The organism is Aeromonas sp. R1-2 (genome assembly GCF_040908505.1).
Taxonomy (GTDB): Bacteria; Pseudomonadota; Gammaproteobacteria; order Enterobacterales; family Aeromonadaceae; genus Aeromonas; species Aeromonas veronii.
In genome coordinates, this window is record NZ_JBFODU010000050.1 from 15,777 (window position 1) to 37,297 (window position 21,521).

A 21,521-nucleotide genomic window follows, 5' to 3' on the forward strand; every position below is an offset into this window, starting at 1 on the left:
GGCCCGCATTTTTATGGGCTGGCGCTCGCACTGGGGGGATCGAGACTGTATTATCCGCTCATTCATAGAGTTAGCTAGGAAGTGTGTCCCGAATGCGTCTTGAAGTCAGCTGTGAAGACCGCCTGGGCCTGACCCGGGAACTGCTCGACCGCCTGGTGGAGCACAATATCGATCTGCGCGGCATCGAAATCGATACCTCAGGCATCATCTATCTCAACTTTCCCGAGCTGGAGTTCAGTGATTTTCAGCACCTGATGCCGGAGATCCGCCGCATTCCCGGCGTCTACGACGTCAAGACCATCCCCTACATGCCTTCCGAGCGAGAGCATCACGAGATCGAGGCGTTGCTCAAGGCGCTGCCGGATCTGGTCTTCTCCCTCGACAGCAAGGGCAAGGTGACCCAGGCCAACCAGTCTGCCCTCACCACCCTCGGCTTGCCGGTGGAGGAGGTGCGCGGCGTGGCGCTCGGTTCGCTGGTCAAGGGTTTCTCCTTCACCCGCTGGCTGGAGGCGAGCGAGATCAAGCCGCAGACCTGCAAGCTCAGTTTCAATGGCGAAGAGTATCTGGCAGATCTGATGCCGCTGTTCGTGGCAGAAGCCCGCGGCAAGCAGGCGCTGGCCGGGGCCGTGGTGGTGCTCAAATCTGCCCGTCGGGTCGGCCTGCACTTCAGCGCGCTTCATGCGGTGGAAGTGGGGGGCTTCGAGCATCTGCAGGCCGAGAGCCCCAAGATGAAAGAGGTGCTGTCGCAAGCGCGCAAACTGGCGATGCAGGATGCGCCGCTGCTGATCGTCGGCGAGACCGGTACCGGCAAGGAGCTGCTGGCCCGTGCCTGTCACGGGGCCAGCCTGCGCTCCAGCCACCCCTTTATGGCCCTCAACTGCGCAGCCATGCCCGATAACGTGGCCGAGAGCGAGCTGTTCGGTTATGCCCCCGGCGCCTTTGGCAACAACACCGAGGGCAAGCGCGGCGTGCTGGAGCTGGCGAGCGGCGGCACCCTGATGCTGGACGAGATCGGCGACATGTCTCCCCATCTGCAAACCAAGTTTTTGCGGGTGTTGCAGGATGGGGTATTCCGCCGGGTCGGTGACGAGCAAGAGGTGAAGGTCAACGTGCGTTTCATCTGCACCACCCAGAAGCAGTTGCTGGATCTGGTGCACGAAGGAACCTTCCGCGAGGATCTCTACTATCGCCTCAACGTGCTCAGTCTGGCGCTGCCTCCCCTGCGCGAGCGCAAGGCAGACATCATGGTGCTGGCCCAGCAGTTTGTCTCCCGCTTTGCCAGCGAGTTGCAGCGACCCCGTCCGCGCTTTACCCGCAACATGGCCGACTACCTGACCGCCTACCGCTGGCCGGGCAACGTGCGTCAGCTGCGCAACTGTCTCTACCGTGCCATGACCCTGCTGGAAGGGGATGAGCTGGGACCCGAGCAGATCGACCTGCCGGTGGCGGCCGATACCATGCCGCTGATCGACGAGTGGTTTGAGGGGAATCTCGACGATGCGGTGAAGCGCTTCGAGAGCCAGCTGCTGGCCCGGCTCTATCCCGCCTTCCCGTCGACGCGCCAGTTGGCCAAACGCCTGGGCGTGTCGCATACCGCCATCGCCAACAAGCTGCGGGAATACGGCATCAGCAAGAAGTGATTTCCGTCTTGTTGCCTGCCACCAGAGAGCCCGTTACCAGACGGGCTCTCCGTTTTCTTTACACGAACTCCGTAGTTGATGGCGGGGTGAGACTTGTCAGGCCAGTGTCAGCCAACTTACTATCTGGGTTCATGTACCCGAACCGCAATGCCATAGCAGCGGTATTGTCAAGGCGACTACCTCCCGATCATGCTGTTACTCTTTTCCCCCCGTTTAACTGCCCGTCTGGCGCTCCTGTTGGTTGCGTTTGGCCTGCTGTTGCCCCGCGCGCTGGCGGAAACGGCCGCAGAGAGCCGGGCGACGGCGGTCAGGGAGCTGGTGCTCGATATCATGAGTTATACCCGCTGGCCCACCGAGCCTGCGGTGCTGCGCATGTGCGTGGCGGCGCCTACCGAATATGCCGGCGCCCTCTTTACCATCGATCGTCAGGCCAATGGCCGTACCGTGCAGGTCCATCGTTACGAGGCGAGCGATCCGGCCATCAGCGATCACTGCGATGTGCTCTATCTGGGAGTGCTCGACGAGCCGACCCGGATTGCGCTGTTTGCCCGCCTGCAGGGACACCCTGTGCTCAGCATCAGCGAATACAACCACGACTGCTCCACCAGCTCGGTGTTCTGCCTGCAGACCTCGCCGGACAGCGTGCGGGTGCGGTTTAAAGTGAACCTCGATGCCCTGGCCCTGAGCGGCGTCCGGGTGCATCCCGCCGTGCTCAAGCTGGCCCATGCCGACAAGGGGGTTCCATGAGACGACAGGTGAGCGCGGCTCCCCGCCGTCTGACCCTGCGTCAGAGCCTGGGGCGAACCCATCTGGTGGCCGCCATCACAGCCGTCAGTGTGGCGGGACTCTTTTTTACTCTGGTGGCCCTGCTGGTAGTGCGTTTTTACGCCGACCACAATCTGGAGCTGGTAGCCCGCGCCATCAGCTACAGCGCCGAGGCGGCGGTGGTGTTCCACGATGAGGAGGCGGCGAGCGAGGCGCTCAGTGGTATCGTTGCCAAGGAAGAGGTGGCCCAAGCCACTATCGTACTGACCAATGGTCAGCTGCTCGCCAGTTGGGAGCGCCCCAGAAGCAACCCGCTGGTGACGCTCGAAGACTATCTGGCCCAACTGCTGATGCCGGGGCCTGTCAAACTCCCCATGCTGCGGGGTGGTGAGCAGATCGCCACCATCGAGCTGCGCGGCCACGGTGAATATCTGTTGCTGTTTTTGCTCTCGGCGCTGCTGGCGATGGTGGTTTGCCTGATGCTGAGCGCCATGGTGGCACTCTATGTGGCTGACCGGATGCAGGTCTCCATCACCGCACCGCTGCGCAAACTGGCACTTGTCGCCCACTCGGTACGTCGACAACGCACCTTGGGGATGCGGGCACCACCGGCCGATATCGTCGAGATTAACGAGCTGGGGGATGACTTCAACTCCCTGCTGGACGAGCTGCAAGCCTGGCAGGCCCAGCAGGCCCGCGAAAATGCCAGCCTGCTCCATCAGGCGACTCACGATGCCCTCACCGGACTGCCCAATCGCGCCCTGTTTGAAGCGCGGCTCGCGCAGGCCATCTCCCTCGGCGAGCAAGAGGGGTTTGCGCTGCTCTATCTCGACTGCGATCGTTTCAAGCAAATTAATGACACGCTGGGGCACAACGCCGGTGACGATGTGCTGATCGCGCTCTCAAGACGGGTACAACATCAGCTGCGTCCGGATGATCTGGTTTTTCGCCTCGGTGGTGACGAGTTTGCGGTGCTGGTTGGCCCACTCCAGCGACAGCATGAGGTGGAAGAGGTGATTGGCCGCATCCAGCAGGCGATGAGCGAACCGGTGGCGCTGCGTGACGGTCGTCAGCTGGTGGCAGAGGTGAGTGTCGGCTTCGCCGTCTATCAGGCGGGCATGAGTGCCAGCGTGCTGTGTGATCAGGCCGATGCAGCCATGTATCTGGCGAAACGGGCGCGCCGCAGCGAACAGCAAACCATCGCCTGACTGGCAAGAATAACAACATAAACAAGGAGCAAACCATGAAGATCACCCACCTGTTGAAAGTGACCCTGCTGGGGTTGATGTTGTCATTGCTGGCCGGTTGCCAGAGTGCCCCCAAGGGGTTGACCCCGGAGCAAATCGCCGTGCTCAAGGAGCAGGGCTTTTATCTGACCGATGAGGGGTGGACGCTGGATCTGGCCAACCGGGTGCTGTTTGCCAACAACGTGGGGGCGCTCAATCCCCAGACTCGCCAATCCGTTGAAAAACTGGGTAAAACACTGCTTGGCGTAGGGTTGGACAAGGCGCGGGTGGATGGGCACACTGACAATACCGGCGAGAGCAGCTACAACCAGCAACTCTCTCTGAAGCGGGCCCAGTCGGTGGCCGATGTGCTGGTCTCGGTCGGCATGAAGCCAGCCAATCTGGAGATCCATGGCCGTGGCGAGACCATGCCGCTGGCGGATAACAAGACCAGAGAGGGCCGGGCCGCCAACCGCCGGGTTGCCATCGTCATCAGCGATCAATAACCCTTTCATCGTTTCGTTACCCATAAAAAAAGAGCGCCCGACCGGCGCTCTTTTTGATCGCGACAGCTGGGGTCGCGAGGGCATGTGGGGGCAGGGTTACTGCGCGCTATTTTGCCCGTTATTGTCGTGATGGCTGCGCAGGCGGATGTTGATCATCTCCACCACCAGCGAGAAGGCCATGGCGAAGTAGATGTAGCCCTTCGGAATATGCAGGTCCATCCCCTCGGCCATCAGGGCGAAGCCCACCAGGGTGAGGAAGGAGAGGGCCAGCATCTTGATGGTGGGGTGGTTATCGACGAAATCACCGATGGATTTGGCGGCAAACATCATGATGAAGACGGCGATCATGATGGCCAGCACCATCACCGGCACGTGATCGGCCATGCCGACCGCGGTGATCACCGAGTCGAGGCTGAACACGATATCGAGGATGGCGATCTGGATCAGGGTGCTGATAAAGCCCGAGGCCGCTTTGCTGACGCTTTCCGGCTCGGCCGCCCCTTCCAGGGTGACGTGGATCTCGTGGGCACTCTTGCCGATGAGGAACAGGCCCCCCAGCAGCAGGATCAGGTCGCGGCCGGAGATGGCTTCACCCAGCACGGTGAAGAGCGGATCGGTGAGGCGCATCACCCAGGCCAGCGAGAGCAGCAGCAGGATCCGGGTACCCATGGCGAGCCCCAGACCCAGAATACGCGCTTTTTGACGCTGCGCCTCCGGCAGGCGACCCACCAGGATGGAGATGAAGATGATGTTGTCGATGCCCAGCACGATCTCGAGCAGGGTAAGGGTGGCGAGTGCGACCCAGGCAGAGGGATCAAGAACCCATTCCAGCATGATTGAACCTTGGTTGAAAATTGGTTGGAAAATTGAAGCAGCGCATTCTAGCAGGGGCGCCACTGCTTGTCCCAGAGGGGGGAAAAGATAAAAATGGTGGCCATCGCAAGGGAGGCTGGCATGTTTCGATTAGGGTTCATTATTAATCCGGTCGCCGGGATTGGCGGCGCAGTGGGGCTCAAGGGCAGTGACGGCGTGGTGGATGAGGCGCTTGCTCGTGGTGCCGTGCCCAAGGCGCAGGAGCGGGCGCGGCAAGCCTTGTTGCCACTGTGCGAGCTGAGCGTCCCGTTCGAACTGCTGACGGTGGCGGGAGAGATGGGGGAGACGGTAGCCCGATCTCTGGGACTACCCTGTCGGGTCATCTATCAACCGGCCGGGGAGAGTACCTCGGCCGGTGATACCCGCCACGCTGCAGAGCTGATGCGCGAAGCCGGGGTCGATCTGCTGCTGTTTGCCGGTGGCGATGGCACGGCGCGGGATATCTGCGCCGCGGTGGGGGAGTCCTGCCATGTGCTCGGCATTCCTGCGGGGTGCAAGATCCACTCCGGCGTCTACGGGGTGACGCCCGCTGCCAGCGGGCGGGTGGTGGCGCGGATGATCGCAGGGGAACTGCTCAGCCTGATCGATGCCGAGGTGCGCGACATCGACGAGGAGGCGTTTCGCGCGGGCAAGGTGCGGGCCCGCCACTACGGCCAGCTGAAGGTGCCCGGTGATCTGCGTTACGTACAAGCGGTAAAACAGGGGGGCAAGGAGTCCGAAGAGCTGGTGTTGGCGGATCTCGCCGCCGGTGTGGTGGAGCAGATGGAGCCCGATACCCTCTATCTGATGGGCTCCGGCAGCACGGTGGCAGCCTGTATGGCTGAGCTCGGTCTGGAAAATACTTTGCTCGGTGTGGATCTGGTGGAAAATGGCCGACTTATCGGGCAGGATCTCAGCGCCGCCGAGATCCTGACCCGGATCCGCGGCCGTCGCTGCCGACTGATCATTACCCTGATAGGCGGACAGGGACATCTGTTCGGGCGCGGAAATCAGCAATTGAGTCCCGAGGTGATTCGGTGTGTCGGGCTGGACAATATCCAGGTGCTGGCAACCAAAGCCAAGCTTGCCGCCCTTGCGGGCAGGCCGCTGCTGGTGGACACCGATGATCCCGAATTAAACCGGGCGTTGCGTGGTTATCTGCGAATAACCACGGGATACAAGGATCAGGTCATCTACCCGGTGGCCAACCCGGAATAGGACGCCAAGGACGCTGCTGGCCTGGCGCCAGAGAGCTGCAATCAACCGGATTGCGGTTCCATACCCCCGAATTTTTTGCCGCAAATGAGGCTGCGTTACATGACGATTCACGATTTTGAGCACAAGTTGTTGGGACTGATCGACAGCATGGTTGCTACCGCGACCGACGATGAGCTGTTTGCGGGGGGTTACCTGCGAGGTCATATCTCATTGGCCGTTGCCCGGGCCGAGCTGGAAGGCAAGACCCTGGTGCGGGACGTCAAGAGCTATGTGCTGCGCAGCCTCAACGAGGCGATCTTGCAAGGTGAGCTTTCTGAAGAGGATGAAAAACTGGTGCAGGCGATGTGGAGTCGTTTGCAACAAGACGCAGAAGCTTGATCGGATACACAATTCAAACTGAAGTTTGAGTTTGTTCTTCCCCTGAAGTTAGTGAAAGGTTAATAATAAGTTTCGCCTTTTGTTTCAGGGATTAAACTATGGCCTCCTCCTCACGCATTGCCAATAAACTGCCGCTCGAGATGCTCTATCACTGGGAGCGGCAGTGTCCTGATCGAACCTACCTGCGTCAAACCATCAACCGCGAATATGTCGATTTCACCTGGGGTGAAGTGGCCGATGAAGCGCGGCGGATGGTGACGGCCTTGCGTCACCTCGGTCTGGTGGCCGGTGACAAGGTGGCGCTGCTCTCCAAGAACTGCGCCCAGTGGTTTATCGCCGATCTGGCGATGCAGATGGGGCAGTATGTGAGCGTGCCCATCTACCCGACTGCCAACGTCGACACCATCGAATATGTGCTGCGCCACAGCGAGGCCAAGGCGATCTTCGTCGGCAAGCTGGATGACTGGAAGAGTCAGGAGCCTGGCGTACCTGCCGATCTGCTGCGCATCGCCTTCCCCTACGACACCATGCCGGCCAGCCACCAGTGGGATGACCTGCTGGAGGCGCATGAGCCGATCCCTGACAGCCCGGTGCAGGCCCCTGACTCCCTGCTGAGTCTGGTCTACACCTCCGGCAGTACCGGCAAGCCGAAAGGGGCCATGCTGAGCGTTGAGCGTTACGCCTGGTCGTGCGAGAAGCTGGTGGAGACGGTGAGCCTGAGCCAGGCCGATCGGGGCTTCTCCTACCTGCCGCTGGCCCACATTACAGAGCGGGTCTACATCTACGGCGGCAGCCTCTATGGCGGCGCTACCATCGCCTTTCCCGAATCCCTCGACACCTTTATCGAAGATGTCAAACGCTGCCGTCCCACCGTCTTTATCTCGGTGCCACGGCTGTGGGCCATGTTCCGCATCAAGATCCACGAGAAGCTGCCCCAGAACAAACTGGAGTTGCTGCTCAAGATCCCGCTTATCTCCGGCCTGATCAAACGCAAGCTGCAAAAGGGGCTTGGGCTGGATCAGGCCCGGGTGTTGGGCTGCGGTTCTGCGCCTGTCTCCCCTGCGCTGCTTGAGTGGTATCTGAGCATCGGCCTCAAGGTGACTGAAGCCTGGGGTATGACCGAGAACCACGCCTACTCCACCATCAATTACCCGTTCCGCGCCGACAAGATCGGCACCGTCGGCAAGGCGGGGATCGGGGTGACCATCAAGATCTCCGAGGAGGGGGAGATCCTCTGCCGCTGCGAAGGGATGATGCTGGGTTACTACAAGGATCCCGAGCACAGCGCCGAGGCCATCGATGCCGAGGGGTGGCTCCACACCGGCGACATGGGCAAGCTGGACCGGGAGGGTTACCTCACCATCACCGGCCGGATGAAGGATGTGTTCAAGACCGCCAAGGGCAAGTATGTGGCGCCGGTGCCCATCGAGGGACTGCTGGGGCAGGAGCCCATTATCGAACAGCTCTGCGTGATTGGTTACGGCATGCCCCAGCCCATTGCGCTGGTGCAACTGGCCGAGAGCGCCATGAAGGGCAATCGGGAGGAGGTCAACGCCAGGCTGGAAGCGGCGCGGGTTCGGGTCAACGATCAGCTGGAATCTCATGCCAAAATTCGCGGCATTCTGGTGGTGAAAACCCCTTGGAATATCGAGAACGGCGTGCTGACCCCCACCATGAAGATCAAGCGTCACCTGCTGGAGCAAAAGTACGCCCAGGTCGGGGATCGCTGGCCCTCATCCCAGGTGGTGGTGTGGGAGGAGTAAATCCCGTCTTTCCATAGCGCAACAAACAACAACGGCCCTTGATGGGCCGTTGTTGTGTTTGAGGCATATCACTCGCCGCTGTTTTGTCGGCGAGTAAAAGCGCGCCCGGTTAGATCTGCGCCAGCGCGGTGGCCAGATCGGCGATCAGATCGTCCGCATCTTCCACCCCGATGCTGAAGCGGATGAGGTCGTCGTTGACCCCGGCGGCGAGGCGGCTCGCCTCGTCCATGGCGGCGTGGGTGGTGCTGGCTGGATGGCAAGCGAGACTCTCGAGATCCCCCAGACTCACCGCCTGCACGAATAGCTGTAGGTTATCGAGCAGGGTGGCGCAGCGCTCAAACCCGCCTTCAAGTTCAATACTCACCATGCCGCCAAAGCCGCTGGCGAAGGCGCTGAGAGCATCGTGGCCTGGATGGTTGGCAAGCCCCGGGTAGATCACCGTCTTCACCGCCGGATGTGCCGCCAGAAACTCGGCAACTTTCTGGGCATTGTGCAGGTGGGCATCCATCCGCAGCGGCAGGGTCTTGACCCCACGCTGCAGCAGGTATGCCTCCTGCGGGCCGATGGGGGAGCCGATATGCTTGAGGGCCACGGTGCGGATCGATTTCATCAGGGCGTGAGAGCCCGCCACCACCCCGGCGATGATGTCGCCGTGGCCACCCAGATATTTGGTGCCGCTGTGCATCACTACATCGACCCCGAGCTCCAGCGGACGCAGCAGGTAGGGGGTGAGGAAGGTGTTGTCACACACTGTGATGGCGCCCACCTTGCGGGCCGCTTCCACCACCAGCCGCGGATCCACCACCTTGAGGGTGGGGTTGGTCAGGGTTTCGAACAGTACCACCTTGGTGGCGGGGCGGATATTGGCAAGCAGATCCCGGTCGCTCTCGTAAGCGGTGATCTGGATACCGGCGCGGCTGAAGGTCTGCTTGAGGAACGCATCGGTGCCGCCGTAGAGCGGGCCGATATAGGCTACCTCATCGCCGCTGTCGGCCAGGGCATACATGATGGCGCTCACCGCCGCCATGCCGCTCGCCACTACCAGCGCTTCGTCAGCCCCTTCCAGCGCTGCCAGTTTCTGCTCCAGCTCGGCGGTGGTGGGGTTGCCAAAGCGGCTGTAGATAAAGCCGGGAGCTTGACCTGCAAAACGCTCCTTGCCCGCTTGAGCGTTGAAGTAGCTGAAGGTGCTGCTCTGGTAGATCGGGGTGGTGAGGGCGCCGGTCTGGGGGTCGATCCGCTGGCCGCTGTGTACGCTCATGGTCTTGAATTTCATCGTGTTGCTCCGTGATGGCCAGGCTCTGGCCATGACTTGTTTTGTTGCTTGTTGCTTGTTGTTCGTTGTCAGGGCGGGTATATCCATGCTGCTTGTGGCTTATGCATATACCCGCTGGCGGATCTCTGCGCTGCTCAGGCCAGTATCGCTTCGCTTTCAGTGCGCGGGAGGCGAGCGGGCTCCAACGGCCCATAGTGACGGGCCGCCACATCCGGGTGGGAGCGCAGCCGCCCTTTCAGCACGTTCTCCCCCACCTGATTAAAGAGCGGGTTGGTCGGGTCACTCTCCGGCCCTTGCGCCTGCGCTGCCAGTTCGGGGGAGAGGGTGAGCTGGGGTACGGTGGCATCGAGTCGCGCCGCCATAAAGAAGGCGCAGGAGAGGCGCGAGACACCGGGCGGCGGGCTTACCACCCGATGCAGGGTCGCCTTGAGATAGCCGTTGGAGGCTAGCTCCAGCAGCTCGCCGATATTGACCACCAGCGCTCCCGGCAGGGGGGGCGCGGAGATCCAGCCGTCGGCCGTCTCGACCTCAAGCCCCGAGTGATTGTCCTGCATCACCAGCGTCAGGTAGCCAGGATCCTTGTGGGCGCCGACCCCCTGACTGCTGCCACCCGCCTCTTGCCCTGGGTAGTGAATCAGCTTCATGTGTTGGTAGGGGGCGCCGCGAATACTGTCGTCAAACACGTTGGCCGGTTGCTCCAGCACCTCGGCAAAAGCGGCCAGCAGGGTGAGGGTGATATCGCTCAGCCGCTCCTGCCACGCCAGCAGATGGCCTTTCATCTCGGGAAAGGTAGTCGGCCACTGGTTGGGGCCGATCAGCCGCTGCCAGGGTTCACGGATCAAGGCCGCAGGCAGGGCTTGCGCCTCATTCATGATATCGAACTGCTCTCGCAGATCCGGCCGCTGGCGGGTCAGCTCGGCACCGACCCGGTTGTAGCCGCGAAAGTGGGGGCTGTTGACCATCTGCACTGCCAACTTCTCCTGCTCCGGCAGAGCAAAGAAGCGCTCTGCCAGCGCCAGGGTCTCTAGCATCTCAACCTTGCTCAAGCCGTGGCCGACCAGATAGAAAAAGCCCACATCGCGGGCGGTCGCGGCCAGCCTGGCCAGCATAGGGCGACGTACCTCGGGCGCCCCGTTGAGGGCAGCCAGATCGATGATCGGCAGTGGTGAATGTTCCATGTGCACCTCCTCACTCTTTCGTTATCTCTGGCGCCATCTCTTGCACTGCCTCCGCTGTTGGCAGACCTGATAAGCGGCAAACGGGATGGCGCGACAGTGTGGCGCCATCTGGGATAAAGGGGATGCTACTGTTCGGTGTTATAAGACGTAAACAACAAATTATTCTTAGTTATACACAAAATTCGAAATGGAATTCGGCAACTGATGGGCTGAAGGTTTTTTGCGCAGCCATTGTGGGGTAAAGGGGCAATGATGAGGGGGAGAGTGATAACCAGAGGCAAGCTGCCAGTGGCAAAAATGACCAAAACAGAAAATGGCCAAAACAGAAGGGAGGCGGATGCCTCCCTTCTGGTTGAGCGGGTGTTCACCTGACCGGGTGCGTAGGTGAGTGACTGTGCATTCTGGCCTTAACCGATTGCTGGCTCTCAGTAACCCAGGGTAAAGCGCTGGCGCTGGTGAGCCGGTTTTTCCACTTCGTTCAGCACGCCGTCGGCCAGATCTCCGGCGGTGATCCCGGCAGGCTGTTCGCCGCTAAAGAGCACCTGATCGCCACCAATCCGATAGCCGCCGCGCTTCTCGCCCGGTTCGAGGAACACCGGGGGAGAGACAAAGCGCCAGTCGAGGGTGGTTTCACGACGCAGGGCGGTGAGACCGTCGCGGGCCGCCAGCGCCCCCTGTTTCCACTCGGCCGGAAACTCAGGGGTATCCACCAGTTGCACGCCGGGGGCAACCTCCAGACTGCCGGCGCCACCTACTATCAGCAGCCAGCTGTTGGCCGCTTTGGCTGCTGCGACGATCGCGTTGGCGCCCTTGAGGTACTGGTCGTAGATATCCGGTGTGGTCCAGCCCGGGTTGTAGGCGCTGATCACCCGATCGTGCCCCTTGAGCACCTCGGCCAATGCCTGCGGGTTTTGGGCATCCACCGCCACGGCGGTGACCTGCGGATGGGCGGTCACCTTGCTGACATCGCGGACGATGGCGGTGACGTGATGGCCGCGGCTGATGGCCTCGTTCAGGATGGCTGAACCGACAAAACCGCTGGCACCGATCAGGGCAATCTTCATGGGGAACTCTCCTTCACTGTTGGAATGGGGCTATCCTACGCCGCCATTTATGATTTAATAATCACCTCAAAAATGCATTCACTTATAAGTTGGATTTAATAATGGAACAGCTCAGACGTTACGCCATCTTCGCCGCCGTGGTGGAAGCGGGCAGCATGACAGGGGCGGCCAAATCCCTTGGCATGACCCCCTCCGCCGTCAGTCAGCATATCAGTCAGCTGGAGAGCCTGCTCGGACTGCCCCTGCTCCATCGCTCCACCCGTCGTCTCAGTCTGACCGAGGCGGGAGAGGTGGTGTGGCAAGGGTGTCGGGCGTTGCAGCAGACTCTGAGCGAGACCGAGCTGCGCCTCTCGGAGGTGCGCGACGCCCTGCTCGGGGAAGTGCGGATCACTGCCCCGGTGGGGATGGCGGGCCAGCCGCTGGCGCTTGCCCTCTCACCGCTGCTGCAGGCCCACCCCGGCCTCACCATCCAGATCATCGCCGACGACGAGAAGCGGGATCTGATTGCCGAGCGGATCGACGTGGCGCTGCGGGTCGGCACTTTGCCCGATTCGACTCTGGTGGCCCGCAAACTGGGGCAGACCCGGATGCTGCTCTGCGCCGCTCCCGCCTATCTGGCGCGCAAGGGGACGCCGCGCATGCCCGCCGATCTGGCCACCCACGACTGGCTCTGCGGCGACATGCTGGGCAACGGTTTGCTGCTGCAGGATGAAAAGGGTGGCGAACACAGGGTGAGGTTCAAGGCCAAGGTGCTCTGCAACAACGTGTTGCCCCTGCGCCAGTTTGCGCTGGCGGGGCAGGGGATCTCGCTGCAACCGGAGGGAGAAATTGGCGAGGATCTGGCGCAGGGGCGTCTGCTCGAACTGCTGCCCGGTTTTCGGGTGCAGCCGATGGAGATCCACGCCATCACACCGCAACGGGAGATCCCGGAGAAGGTGCGGCGGGTGGTGGAGGCGCTGCGCAGCTACTTCGGCACGACGATGTCGTCATGAGCTGCGCCTTAATGGTTGAGAAAAGGCCCCCGATTATCCTGAAGGGGGATTATCCATAAGGCGGTTTGTCGAGAAGAGCGATAGCCCGGATGAGGAGATGGGCATGCTTGACTGTTAAGCATACTTAAAACGAACTGACGGCCCGCACCTGATCTTTGAGCCAATTAAGCCCGGTATCCTGACCGGAGCTCTTGTGCCAACTCATGTAGACGGGGCAATCCTCCGAGAGCCAGGGGAGGGGATAGCTGGCCAGATCCAGCGCTTGCCCCAGCTTCTCCATATGCCACTGGCTGGCGACGCAGAGCCAGTCGGCACGACTCACCAGATGCAGGGCGGTGAGAAGGGAGTCGCTCTCGTAGGCAATCTGGCGCGGCGGCAGCGGCGCCTTGGTCAGGGTGTTGAGCAGCAAGCTGTCGAGCCGCCTGGTTTGCAATACCACGTGCTTTTCGTTGAAGAAGGTAGCCATGTCGGGGGCCTGACGGATCCTGGGGTGATCCTTGCGGCAGGCGATGCGCAGGGCCTGGGACATGATCTGCTCGTTTTCGATCCCCTGCTCCGCCATCGGCTTGGTGGCCAGCACCAGATCCACGCTGTGCAGATAGAGGCTGTTCTGGCGCAGGGCTTCGTCCTGCACCTGGGTGTTCCACTCCAGCTGACAGTTGGGGGCTTGGGTCTGCAGCAGGTTGTTGAGCTCCGGCAGGAAGAAGATATCGATATCGGGCACCCCCGCGATGCGAAAAGTGCGCCGACTGGTCTGGGGATCAAAGAGATCGGTGCGCTGCAGGCTGCGCTCCATGTCGTGCAGCGGCACCATGATCTCGTGATGCAGACTGAGCGCTCGCGCCGTGGGGGTGATGCCGCGTCCCTGGCGGACAAACAGCGGCTCGCCCACCAGGCTGGTCAGGCGGCTGATGGCCTGGCTGATGGCCGAGGGGGTCATCTCCATCATCTCGGCGGCCGTGGTGACACCACCATAGCGGATCACCGCATCGAGGACGCGAAAGAGATTGAGATCGACTTGAGACATGGTGGCTACCGTTAAGCATGATTAAACAGTTAACATACTGAACAGCCTCTTGTCCGGCCAGTATTCCCTGCGATAACTGTGATGTTTCCCTCTCTATTCGTCACCTTTCATCTTGCCGCGAATGCGATCGAGCCTGTTTTGCAGCCATGCTTGAGCCCGGCAGGTGGCCCGCGGCATAGAGTAGCGCGACCAGCAGCAAGCCGCCCAGAAAGAGCCAGCGAGCGCTCCCCCAATGGCCGCTGTCCGTCATCAGGGCCGCCAGCAACAGGGGGCCAAGCAGCTGACCGAGGTTGGCGAGCTGGACAAAAAAGCCCTGCACGATGGCCAGTTGTACCGGCCCCTGACTCACTCCCTGTGCTGACGAGAGGATAGCCGGCGGCGCCATGCCACCCGCCAGGGAGAGGACGAGGCACAATCCATAGGCCCACCACGGCGACAGGCCGGGCCAGAAGGCGAGCATGCCGCACAGCGCCATCAGGCTCAGTGCCCAGCTGATGAGCCGATCTCGCGCTACGCCCCGGCGCAGCAGCCATGCCCCCAGCAGGTTGCCGGGAATATTGGCGACCACCGCCAGCGCCGAAAGCAGGGCGATCTGGCTTTGGCCAATCCCGGGGCTGCCTTGCAACATGGTTGGCAGCCAGACAAAGAGCGCCCAGAGCATCAGGCTGTAGAGCGTGAACGCCAACCCGTAGCGCCAGAGTGCCTTCTGCCGGAGCACCGTGAGCTGGCGCAGCGGGTGGCCCGAGTTGATCGAGTTTTGGGGTGCCCAGACCCGCAGTTTATCTGCCGAGCGACTGGCGAGCAGAAGCAGCAGGGCAGAGAGTTGCGGGAACATCAGGATCAGCCAGGCCAGTCGCCAGCCACCTTGCGCCGTGAGCCAGGGGGTGATCAGCATACCCGCCGCCGCCCCGAGAGGCAGGTTGACCGCCCACAGGCTCAAGGCCAGTCGCTTATCCTCCTCCCGGCTCACCGCCACGATAAAGGCGGGCATAGCCACCGAGACCAGCAAAAAGCCAATCCCCTGGACAATGCGCGACAGCAGCATCATGGCCAGCCCGGTGGCGGGTAGTGCCAACGCCCCGCCTGTGACGATAACCAGTAGCCCGACAACCCCGGTTTGCCGCCCACTCCAGCGGGTCAGCAACAGGCCGAGAAAGAGGCTGCAGAGGATCGCCAGCGTATTGAAAGCTGAGGCGAGATAGCTGGCTTCAACCAGTGTCAGCCCCAGCTCGCTGCGCAGAATGCCGAGTACGGCGGGCACTTTGCCAAGGCAGAGGGCGCCGCTGGCACCGGCAAAAATGGCGAGGAAGACCAGAGGCCAGCGCGTGCTTTGTGGCTGGTGGCCAGCGAGCGTGCTCATGGCCGATATTGGCCGTTGCGCAGCCACTCATCGTTGAGCTGACCAAATTCGCCGCGCTGATAGGCATGCAGCCGATCTGCAATGGCGTCGTGGCTGTTCATGACGAAGGGGCCATGTTTGACCAGGGGTTCATTGAGCGCCTGGCCTGAGAGCAGCACGAAGTGGCAGGGCTCGGTGGCCTCAAGCTGCAGAGCCACCGCCTCGCCGCCATCGGCAGAGAGGCTGACACCCATCCCGTGACCTGCCGGGATGAGGTGCCGCTCTCCCTCCGCCTCCAGGGTCAGCGATCCGGTTAGGGGATAGATCATGGCATTCCAGCCTGCCGCCAGCAGATGGGTGAAGCGGCTGCCAGGCACGCAATGGCCATCGAGCAGGGTAAAGGGTTGGGGCAGTTCTACCGAGTGTGGTGCCGTTATCCCGTTGCTGTGGCCTGCGACCACCCGTACTCGCACCCCTTCGCCATGAAACTCGGGGATGGTGGCTGCGGCTGCGTGGACGGCAAAAGGCGACGCCATCTTCTGACGGGCAGGCAGGTTGACGAAGATCTGCAGGGCGTGAACATAGGGCGATGCCCCTTCCGGCTGCTCGGTATGTACGGCCCCGCGCCCGGCCGCCAGCCAGTGGAGCGCCCCCGGTTCGATGGGGCCCTGATTGCCGAGGGAGTCGTAGTTGACGTGGGGGCTCGTCGAATCCTCGAACAGATAGGTGACGGCAGAGATCCCTGCGTGGGGATGGGGCTCGAAGGTGGGGGCGGTCATCTGGAAGTGATCCACCATCACCACGGGGTCTATCAGACCGTTGAAAAAGTGTTCGCCAAAATGGCTGGCTGCAAAGCCGTTGCCAATACGCAGCGGTTGGCCCTTGACGGGGGCGGAGAGAGTCAGGCGTCTGGTCATCGATATAACCTCTTGAAGACAAAAGAAGCCTTCGGTCATCTGACCGAAGGCGAGGCGAGTTACGACTTCTTGGCACCTTCTTGCATCTGCCACACCAGGGTGGCGAAAGGCATGTCGAGGGCGCTGTAGACATCGTGCGCCTTGGGGTCGACGTTGCTGCGCAGCATCTCGACCGCGGCGGAGGCGTAGTCGGTGACCGGGATACCGGCCCCCAGCAAGCGTTGCAGCCCAGTGGTGCGCTTGGCTTCGTTGAAGGTGCCGGAGGCATCGAGCACCACCCGGGCATCATAGCCGGCAGCCTTGGCAGAGAGGGCCGGGAAGCTGGCGCAGATCTCGAGGGATACCCCGGCGATGATCAGCTGTTTGCGGCCGGTCTTCTCAATGGCGGCGCGCACGGCAGGATCGTCCCAAGCGTTGATGACGGTGCGGTTGATCACCTTCACATCCGGCAGGGCACTGGTCAGTTCGGGCATGGTGGGGCCCCACATGCCATCGGGCATGGTAGCGGTCACGATCACCGGCACGCCGAGGGCGCGGGCGGCGTTGGCCAGCGCCACCACGTTGTGCTTGAGCTCGCCCACCGTGGTGTCGCGCACGCCGCTCAGCAAGCCGACCTGATGGTCGACCAGCAGCAGTACCGCATTATCTCGGGAGAGCATCTCCAGATAGTGGTTGGGTGATACGGTCGGATGGCTGGCAGCCTCGGCAGCTATAGCCGGTGTCGCTGTGGTGGTCAGCGTGGCAGTCAGGGTCGCCAGACCGAGCAGGGTGGCAGAGCAGATTTGTCGCAGTTTCATGGTGAACTCCTTGTGATATTGGAACAGTCAAACGGCCCTTGCTGGTGGGGCGGATTGCCCGCGCAGCAACCGTCTGATGGGGACAGGACCATTATGATGGCTGCAAAAATGGCGACAATCTGGTGAAATAGGTTCTTATCGTTCCATCAATGGAACGATGTAAATGCACCTCACCCTGACCAAGGCTGCCCGATGACACCACTGGAACTTGATTTGAATGATCTCTATCTCTTCACCCATGTGGTACAGCGGCAGGGATTCACCGCCGCCGCGCGGGCGCTTGGCGTACCCAAGTCGCGGATCTCGCGCCGGATCCGGCTGCTGGAGGAGCGGCTGGATACCCGGCTGCTGCAGCGTACCTCACGCCAGCTCAGCCTGACCGATGCCGGTGAGGTGCTCTATCGCCACTGTCAGGCGATGCTGGCCGAGGCGCAGGCCGGAGAGGCGGCTGTGCGGCAACGGCAGCAGGAACCGAGCGGTCTGGTGCGGATCAGCGTGCCCATTACCATTGCCGATGCGCTGCTCGCCCGCTTGCTGCCCGCGTTTATGGCGCAATACCCCAAGGTGAGACTCGCCGTGCAAGCCAACAATTGGCAGGTGGATCTGCTGGAGGAGGGGTTGGATGTGGTGATCCGCGGGGTGGCCTTCGAGCAGCCCCCCTCCAGTCTGGTGCAGGTACCGCTTTGCACGGTGCAGTGGGGCGTGCTGGCGACCCCGGCGTGGCTCTCCCGCCACGGTGCATTGATGCATCCGCGCCAGCTGGAGGGAGAGGATGCCCTGCTCTTCAGCTCGCTGGAGCGTCAGGCCGATCTGTTGCGGCTGCGGCACGACAGTGGGGAGAGTGAGGAGGTGGCGGTCAATGTGCTGCTGCGCAGCGACAATGTGCAAACCCTCAAGCAGGCGGCGCTGGCGGGGCTAGGAATGGTGGGCTTGCCACTTTACGCCTGCGTGAATGAGCTGGCGGATGGGCGGCTGCAACAACTGTTGCCCCAGTGGCGTCCCAAAGGTGGCAAGCTGGTGATGCTCTACCCAGCGCGGCGCGGCCTGTCACCGGCGGTCAGAGCCCTCATCGACTTTATCAAGGCAAAGTTGCCTACACTGCTGGCAGAGGTCGGTCAGCCACGCTGAGGAGGGCTATCCCTCCATCTTGGTGCGAATGCGCTCGAACAGGCTCTGCAGGCAGGCTTGATCCCGATCGGCGGCCCGCACCGCGCCGTACATATGGCGACGGATACCGCTGCCGAGGGGGCGGGCGCAGAGCATCCCCTGTCTGACAAACTCGTCGCTGGCCCAGCGTGGCAAGGCGGCGACGCCGAGGCCGGCGGCGGCCATCTGCAGCATCACCGAGGTGTTGTCCACCGGCTTGCAGCGGGCGGGCTCCACCCCGGCGGGTTGCAAAAAGCGGCTGAAGATATCCATGCGGCTGCGCTCCACCGGATAGACCAGCAGCACCTCCGCCCCCAGATCGCCCGGCTCGATGTGGCTCCGGTGGCAGAGGGGATGATCCGGTGCCATCACCAGAGTCAGATCAAAGGCAAACAGCGGCTCGAAGTGGAGATCGCCGCGGGCCTGCACGTCCGAGGTGAGAAGCAGGTCGAGCTGGCCGCCGAGCAGGGCATTGATGGCATCAAAGCCCGGCACCGACTCCACCTCCAGGTCTACCCCAGGCCACTGGCGGCGAAAATCGGGCAACAGCGGCAGCAGCCACTGGATGCAGCTGTGGCAATCGAGCGCCAGATGCAGCCTGCCCGCATCGCCGCTCTGCAAGGCCTGCAACTGCTTCTCGGTCTGGGCCAGGGCGGGCAGTACCTGACGGGCGAGGGCGAGCAGCTGGCTGCCGGCGGCGGTCAGCACCAGCGGGCGGCTTTTGCGCAGGTAGAGCTCCAGATTGAGGCGGGTCTCCAGCTCTTTGAGCTGATGAGAGAGGGCGGACTGGGTAAGGTTGAGGGTCAGCGCCGCACCGGCCAGCGAGCCCTGCTCGGCCAGCGCGGTCAATGTTTTCAAGTGTTTGATCTCTATCCCTGCATTGCTTGGCACTGCCATAAGATGGCTCCTTGTGAGATTGCGTATGGCGCTGAGGTTGCGGTCGGCGGTGGCCTGCTGCGCTTCTTGACTCCGGCACCTCTTGCACCTGTAAACATCGGCCTCTGTATCCTCGCGGTGAACCTGACTGGCGGTCAGTTGAGGATTATTTGAGAGCCACTTGAAGAGGATTCAATAGCCAGCGTCACCTTATCTTGTCATTTTGGATGTGTAAACATCTGGATGGCTAAATCATCCAGTTTCCCATCAGATGAATGAGCATAAGGAAATGAACCTATGACACGAGCACACACCCTGGGCTTCCCCCGTATCGGCGCCAAGCGCGAGCTGAAATTTGCCCTCGAATCCTACTGGCGTGGCGAGACCACTCAGGCCGAACTCGTTGCCGTGGGCAAGACGCTGCGTGAGCGCCATTGGCAGGCCCAGCACGGTGCCGGGGTCAATCTGCTGCCGGTGGGCGACTTCGCCTGGTACGATCAGGTGCTCGGTACCAGCCTGCTGGTGGATGCGGTGCCTGCCCGTCACCGTCATGGCGAGACCGATCTCGACACCCTGTTCCGGGTAGCCCGCGGCCGTGCGCCGACCGGCCCGGCGGCGGCGGCCGCCGAGATGACCAAATGGTTCAACACCAACTATCACTATCTGGTGCCGGAATTCAGCCGTGACCAGCGCTTCAAGCTGGGCTGGAGCCAGCTGTTTGACGAGGTAGAAGAGGCCAAAGCGCTGGGGCTGCCGGTCAAGGCGGTGCTGCTGGGACCGGTCTCTTATCTGTGGCTCGGCAAGGAGAAAGAGAGCGGCTTCTCGCGCCTTGAACTGCTCGATCGCCTGCTCATCGTCTATCAGGAGATCCTGGCCAAGTTGGCCGCCCAGGGAGTGGAGTGGGTGCAGATCGACGAACCGGCGCTGACGCTGGACTTGCCAGACGAGTGGCGACTGGCCTACCTCAACGCCTACGAGCGCCTGAGCGGCCCCTGCAAGCTGCTGCTCACCACCTATTTCGGCTCGGTGGCCCATCAGCGCGACATCATCACCAGCCTCAAGGTAGATGGCCTGCATCTGGATCTGGTGGCCGCCCCCGAGCAACTGGAGACCCTGGTGCCGCATCTGCCCGCCCAGTGGGTCATCTCTGCCGGGGTGATCAACGGCCGCAACGTCTGGCGTGCCAATCTGGCCAAGCTGGCGCCGACTCTGAAGGCACTTAAAGCCAAACTCGGTGAGCGGCTCTGGTTGGCCTCCTCCTGCTCATTGCTGCACAGCCCGGTGGATTTGACCCTGGAGCAGGAGCTGGATCCCCAGACCCGCAGCTGGTTCGCCTTCGCCTTGCAAAAATGTTTCGAGTTGGGGCTGCTCAGAGAGTATCTGGATGGGGGCGAGCTCGACAAAATCACCGCCTACAGCCAGCCCATCGTCGATCGGGAGTCCGACAGCCGGGTGCACAAAAAAGCGGTGCAGTCACGGCTCGCCAGCCTCACCAACAGCGATTTTGATCGCCACAGCCCCTATCCGGTCAGGGCCGAGCTGCAGCGCTCGGATCTCAAGCTGCCGCTGCTGCCCACCACCACCATTGGCTCCTTCCCGCAGACCTCCCAGATCCGGGTATTGCGGCAGGATTGGCGCGCCGGTCGCATCGATGACAGCGCCTACGAGGCTGGCATTAAGGCCGAGATCCGCGATGCCATTGCGCGTCAGGAGGCCATCGGGCTGGACGTGCTGGTTCATGGTGAGGCCGAGCGCAACGACATGGTGGAGTATTTCGGGGAGCTGCTGGATGGCTTTGCCATCACCCGCTTCGGCTGGGTACAGAGCTATGGCTCCCGCTGCGTCAAGCCGCCGGTGATCACCCGCGATATTGACCGCCCGACTCCCATGACGCTCGAATGGACCCGATTTGCCCAGAGCCTGACCGACAAGCCGGTCAAGGGGATGCTGACCGGCCCTGTGACCATCCTCTGCTGGTCCTTCCCGCGGGAAGATGTGAGCCGCGAGCAATCTGCCCTGCAAATCGGGCTGGCCATTCGTGACGAGGTGGCAGATCTGGAGGCCGCTGGCATCAAGATCATCCAGATCGACGAACCGGCGATCCGCGAAGGCTTGCCCCTGCGCAAGCAGGATCATCAGGCCTATCTCGACTGGGCGGTGCGCGCCTTCCGTCTGAGCGCAAGCCCGGTGGCGGACCGCACCCAGATCCACACCCACATGTGTTACAGCGATTTCAACCTCATCATCGAGGCGGTGGCGGCGCTGGATGCGGATGTGATCACCATCGAGACCAGCCGCAGCCAGATGCAGCTGCTTGAAGCGTTCGAACGCTTCAACTACCCCAACGAGATTGGCCCGGGCGTCTACGACATCCACTCGCCGAACGTGCCGAGCCAGAGCTGGATTGAGGGGTTGCTGCGCAAGGCGGCCAAGCAGATCCCGGCCGAGCGGCTCTGGGTCAACCCGGATTGCGGCCTCAAGACCCGGGGCTGGGAAGAGACTGAGGCCGCCCTCAAGGTGATGGTCGATGCCACCAGGGCGCTGCGGGCCGAGCTGGCGTAACC

At 62.1% G+C, this 21,521-nt stretch carries 19 protein-coding genes; 10 read left to right on the top strand and 9 right to left on the bottom strand.

Annotated elements, in window-relative coordinates; genetic code table 11:
• Positions 1 to 92: 92 nt before the first annotated feature.
• From tyrR to AB5Y76_RS17050, 4 genes are all read left to right on the top strand, one after another.
• Positions 93 to 1,640, top strand: a complete 1,548-nt coding sequence (tyrR, locus tag AB5Y76_RS17035) for a transcriptional regulator TyrR (RefSeq protein ID WP_005333656.1) — start codon at positions 93 to 95, stop codon at positions 1,638 to 1,640.
• A 189-nt stretch (positions 1,641 to 1,829) separates the two neighbouring features.
• Entirely contained in the window at positions 1,830 to 2,387 is a 558-nt protein-coding gene (locus AB5Y76_RS17040) for a YfiR family protein (RefSeq protein ID WP_005333646.1), read from the top strand.
• Entirely contained in the window at positions 2,384 to 3,613 is a 1,230-nt protein-coding gene (locus tag AB5Y76_RS17045; protein ID WP_005333644.1) for a diguanylate cyclase, read from the top strand. Before AB5Y76_RS17040 ends, AB5Y76_RS17045 begins: the two co-directional genes overlap by 4 nt.
• Before the next feature lie 35 nt (positions 3,614 to 3,648).
• Positions 3,649 to 4,137 (top strand): OmpA family protein, encoded by a 489-nt coding sequence (locus AB5Y76_RS17050; protein ID WP_005333642.1) that lies wholly within the window; start codon positions 3,649 to 3,651, stop codon positions 4,135 to 4,137.
• 96 nt (positions 4,138 to 4,233) lie between these two features.
• Here the strand turns inward: AB5Y76_RS17050 and AB5Y76_RS17055 are convergent, their stop codons facing one another.
• Positions 4,234 to 4,971 carry a TerC family protein gene (locus AB5Y76_RS17055; RefSeq protein WP_042083356.1) on the bottom strand — a complete coding sequence of 246 codons (738 nt, stop codon included), beginning with the start codon at positions 4,969 to 4,971 and terminating at the stop codon, positions 4,234 to 4,236.
• A 120-nt stretch (positions 4,972 to 5,091) separates the two neighbouring features.
• Here AB5Y76_RS17055 and AB5Y76_RS17060 point away from each other — a divergent pair, with 120 nt between their 5' ends.
• The 3 genes from AB5Y76_RS17060 to AB5Y76_RS17070 all read left to right on the top strand — a co-directional run bounded on the left by AB5Y76_RS17060 (position 5,092) and on the right by AB5Y76_RS17070 (position 8,348).
• Positions 5,092 to 6,207, top strand: coding sequence for an ATP-NAD kinase family protein (locus AB5Y76_RS17060; protein ID WP_263717067.1), 1,116 nt, complete (start codon positions 5,092 to 5,094; stop codon positions 6,205 to 6,207).
• A gap of 99 nt (positions 6,208 to 6,306) precedes the next feature.
• Positions 6,307 to 6,585, top strand: a complete 279-nt coding sequence (locus tag AB5Y76_RS17065; protein ID WP_005333639.1) for a YfcL family protein — start codon at positions 6,307 to 6,309, stop codon at positions 6,583 to 6,585.
• Positions 6,586 to 6,683: 98 nt separating this feature from the next.
• Positions 6,684 to 8,348, top strand: a complete 1,665-nt coding sequence (locus tag AB5Y76_RS17070; protein WP_129503876.1) for an AMP-binding protein — start codon at positions 6,684 to 6,686, stop codon at positions 8,346 to 8,348.
• A 109-nt stretch (positions 8,349 to 8,457) separates the two neighbouring features.
• Here AB5Y76_RS17070 and AB5Y76_RS17075 read toward each other — a convergent pair whose 3' ends face one another.
• From AB5Y76_RS17075 to AB5Y76_RS17085, 3 genes are all read right to left on the bottom strand, one after another.
• A complete protein-coding gene (locus AB5Y76_RS17075; RefSeq protein ID WP_263717069.1) occupies positions 8,458 to 9,621 on the bottom strand; it encodes a PLP-dependent aspartate aminotransferase family protein in 1,164 nt (387 codons plus the stop codon).
• Positions 9,622 to 9,755: 134 nt separating this feature from the next.
• Entirely contained in the window at positions 9,756 to 10,799 is a 1,044-nt protein-coding gene (locus AB5Y76_RS17080) for an isopenicillin N synthase family oxygenase (protein WP_263717070.1), read from the bottom strand.
• A 425-nt stretch (positions 10,800 to 11,224) separates the two neighbouring features.
• The gene (locus AB5Y76_RS17085) at positions 11,225 to 11,863 is read right to left on the bottom strand and encodes an NAD(P)-dependent oxidoreductase (protein WP_129503879.1); all 639 of its coding nucleotides are present in this window, start codon (positions 11,861 to 11,863) and stop codon (positions 11,225 to 11,227) included.
• 101 nt (positions 11,864 to 11,964) lie between these two features.
• Here AB5Y76_RS17085 and AB5Y76_RS17090 point away from each other — a divergent pair, with 101 nt between their 5' ends.
• Complete coding sequence (locus tag AB5Y76_RS17090; RefSeq protein WP_139399351.1) at positions 11,965 to 12,855, top strand: LysR family transcriptional regulator; 891 nt, start codon at positions 11,965 to 11,967, stop codon at positions 12,853 to 12,855.
• Between the two features lie 124 nt (positions 12,856 to 12,979).
• Here the strand turns inward: AB5Y76_RS17090 and AB5Y76_RS17095 are convergent, their stop codons facing one another.
• The 4 genes from AB5Y76_RS17095 to AB5Y76_RS17110 form a co-directional block, all read right to left on the bottom strand.
• Entirely contained in the window at positions 12,980 to 13,882 is a 903-nt protein-coding gene (locus AB5Y76_RS17095; RefSeq protein ID WP_368177768.1) for a LysR family transcriptional regulator, read from the bottom strand.
• Positions 13,883 to 13,982: 100 nt separating this feature from the next.
• A complete protein-coding gene (locus AB5Y76_RS17100) occupies positions 13,983 to 15,242 on the bottom strand; it encodes a CynX/NimT family MFS transporter (RefSeq protein WP_263717072.1) in 1,260 nt (419 codons plus the stop codon).
• Entirely contained in the window at positions 15,239 to 16,138 is a 900-nt protein-coding gene (locus tag AB5Y76_RS17105) for a pirin family protein (protein WP_263717073.1), read from the bottom strand. The genes AB5Y76_RS17100 and AB5Y76_RS17105 overlap by 4 nt, the downstream gene beginning before the upstream one ends.
• 59 nt (positions 16,139 to 16,197) lie before the next feature.
• Positions 16,198 to 16,935, bottom strand: a complete 738-nt coding sequence (locus tag AB5Y76_RS17110; RefSeq protein WP_263717074.1) for an isochorismatase family protein — start codon at positions 16,933 to 16,935, stop codon at positions 16,198 to 16,200.
• A 192-nt stretch (positions 16,936 to 17,127) separates the two neighbouring features.
• Here AB5Y76_RS17110 and AB5Y76_RS17115 point away from each other — a divergent pair, with 192 nt between their 5' ends.
• The gene (locus tag AB5Y76_RS17115) at positions 17,128 to 18,063 is read left to right on the top strand and encodes a LysR substrate-binding domain-containing protein (protein ID WP_263717075.1); all 936 of its coding nucleotides are present in this window, start codon (positions 17,128 to 17,130) and stop codon (positions 18,061 to 18,063) included.
• A 6-nt stretch (positions 18,064 to 18,069) separates the two neighbouring features.
• Here AB5Y76_RS17115 and AB5Y76_RS17120 read toward each other — a convergent pair whose 3' ends face one another.
• Entirely contained in the window at positions 18,070 to 18,978 is a 909-nt protein-coding gene (locus AB5Y76_RS17120) for a LysR substrate-binding domain-containing protein (RefSeq protein WP_263717076.1), read from the bottom strand.
• A gap of 276 nt (positions 18,979 to 19,254) precedes the next feature.
• On the opposite strand from AB5Y76_RS17120, the gene metE reads away from it, so the two are divergent.
• On the top strand, positions 19,255 to 21,519 hold the full coding sequence (metE, locus tag AB5Y76_RS17125; RefSeq protein ID WP_263717077.1) for a 5-methyltetrahydropteroyltriglutamate--homocysteine S-methyltransferase: 2,265 nt from the start codon (positions 19,255 to 19,257) through the stop codon (positions 21,517 to 21,519).
• Positions 21,520 to 21,521 lie beyond the last annotated feature (2 nt).

What these genes read in the sequence shown, in the direction of transcription:
- tyrR (WP_005333656.1), top strand. Translation starts at nt 93, where the DNA reads ATGCGTCTTGAAGTCAGCTGTGAAGACCGCCTGGGCCTGACCCGGGAA.
- AB5Y76_RS17040 (WP_005333646.1), top strand. Translation starts at nt 1,830, where the DNA reads ATGCTGTTACTCTTTTCCCCCCGTTTAACTGCCCGTCTGGCGCTCCTG.
- AB5Y76_RS17045 (WP_005333644.1), top strand. Translation starts at nt 2,384, where the DNA reads ATGAGACGACAGGTGAGCGCGGCTCCCCGCCGTCTGACCCTGCGTCAG.
- AB5Y76_RS17050 (WP_005333642.1), top strand. Translation starts at nt 3,649, where the DNA reads ATGAAGATCACCCACCTGTTGAAAGTGACCCTGCTGGGGTTGATGTTG.
- AB5Y76_RS17055 (WP_042083356.1), bottom strand. Translation starts at nt 4,971, where the DNA reads ATGCTGGAATGGGTTCTTGATCCCTCTGCCTGGGTCGCACTCGCCACC.
- AB5Y76_RS17060 (WP_263717067.1), top strand. Translation starts at nt 5,092, where the DNA reads ATGTTTCGATTAGGGTTCATTATTAATCCGGTCGCCGGGATTGGCGGC.
- AB5Y76_RS17065 (WP_005333639.1), top strand. Translation starts at nt 6,307, where the DNA reads ATGACGATTCACGATTTTGAGCACAAGTTGTTGGGACTGATCGACAGC.
- AB5Y76_RS17070 (WP_129503876.1), top strand. Translation starts at nt 6,684, where the DNA reads ATGGCCTCCTCCTCACGCATTGCCAATAAACTGCCGCTCGAGATGCTC.
- AB5Y76_RS17075 (WP_263717069.1), bottom strand. Translation starts at nt 9,621, where the DNA reads ATGAAATTCAAGACCATGAGCGTACACAGCGGCCAGCGGATCGACCCC.
- AB5Y76_RS17080 (WP_263717070.1), bottom strand. Translation starts at nt 10,799, where the DNA reads ATGGAACATTCACCACTGCCGATCATCGATCTGGCTGCCCTCAACGGG.
- AB5Y76_RS17085 (WP_129503879.1), bottom strand. Translation starts at nt 11,863, where the DNA reads ATGAAGATTGCCCTGATCGGTGCCAGCGGTTTTGTCGGTTCAGCCATC.
- AB5Y76_RS17090 (WP_139399351.1), top strand. Translation starts at nt 11,965, where the DNA reads ATGGAACAGCTCAGACGTTACGCCATCTTCGCCGCCGTGGTGGAAGCG.
- AB5Y76_RS17095 (WP_368177768.1), bottom strand. Translation starts at nt 13,882, where the DNA reads ATGTCTCAAGTCGATCTCAATCTCTTTCGCGTCCTCGATGCGGTGATC.
- AB5Y76_RS17100 (WP_263717072.1), bottom strand. Translation starts at nt 15,242, where the DNA reads ATGAGCACGCTCGCTGGCCACCAGCCACAAAGCACGCGCTGGCCTCTG.
- AB5Y76_RS17105 (WP_263717073.1), bottom strand. Translation starts at nt 16,138, where the DNA reads ATGACCAGACGCCTGACTCTCTCCGCCCCCGTCAAGGGCCAACCGCTG.
- AB5Y76_RS17110 (WP_263717074.1), bottom strand. Translation starts at nt 16,935, where the DNA reads ATGAAACTGCGACAAATCTGCTCTGCCACCCTGCTCGGTCTGGCGACC.
- AB5Y76_RS17115 (WP_263717075.1), top strand. Translation starts at nt 17,128, where the DNA reads ATGACACCACTGGAACTTGATTTGAATGATCTCTATCTCTTCACCCAT.
- AB5Y76_RS17120 (WP_263717076.1), bottom strand. Translation starts at nt 18,978, where the DNA reads ATGGCAGTGCCAAGCAATGCAGGGATAGAGATCAAACACTTGAAAACA.
- metE (WP_263717077.1), top strand. Translation starts at nt 19,255, where the DNA reads ATGACACGAGCACACACCCTGGGCTTCCCCCGTATCGGCGCCAAGCGC.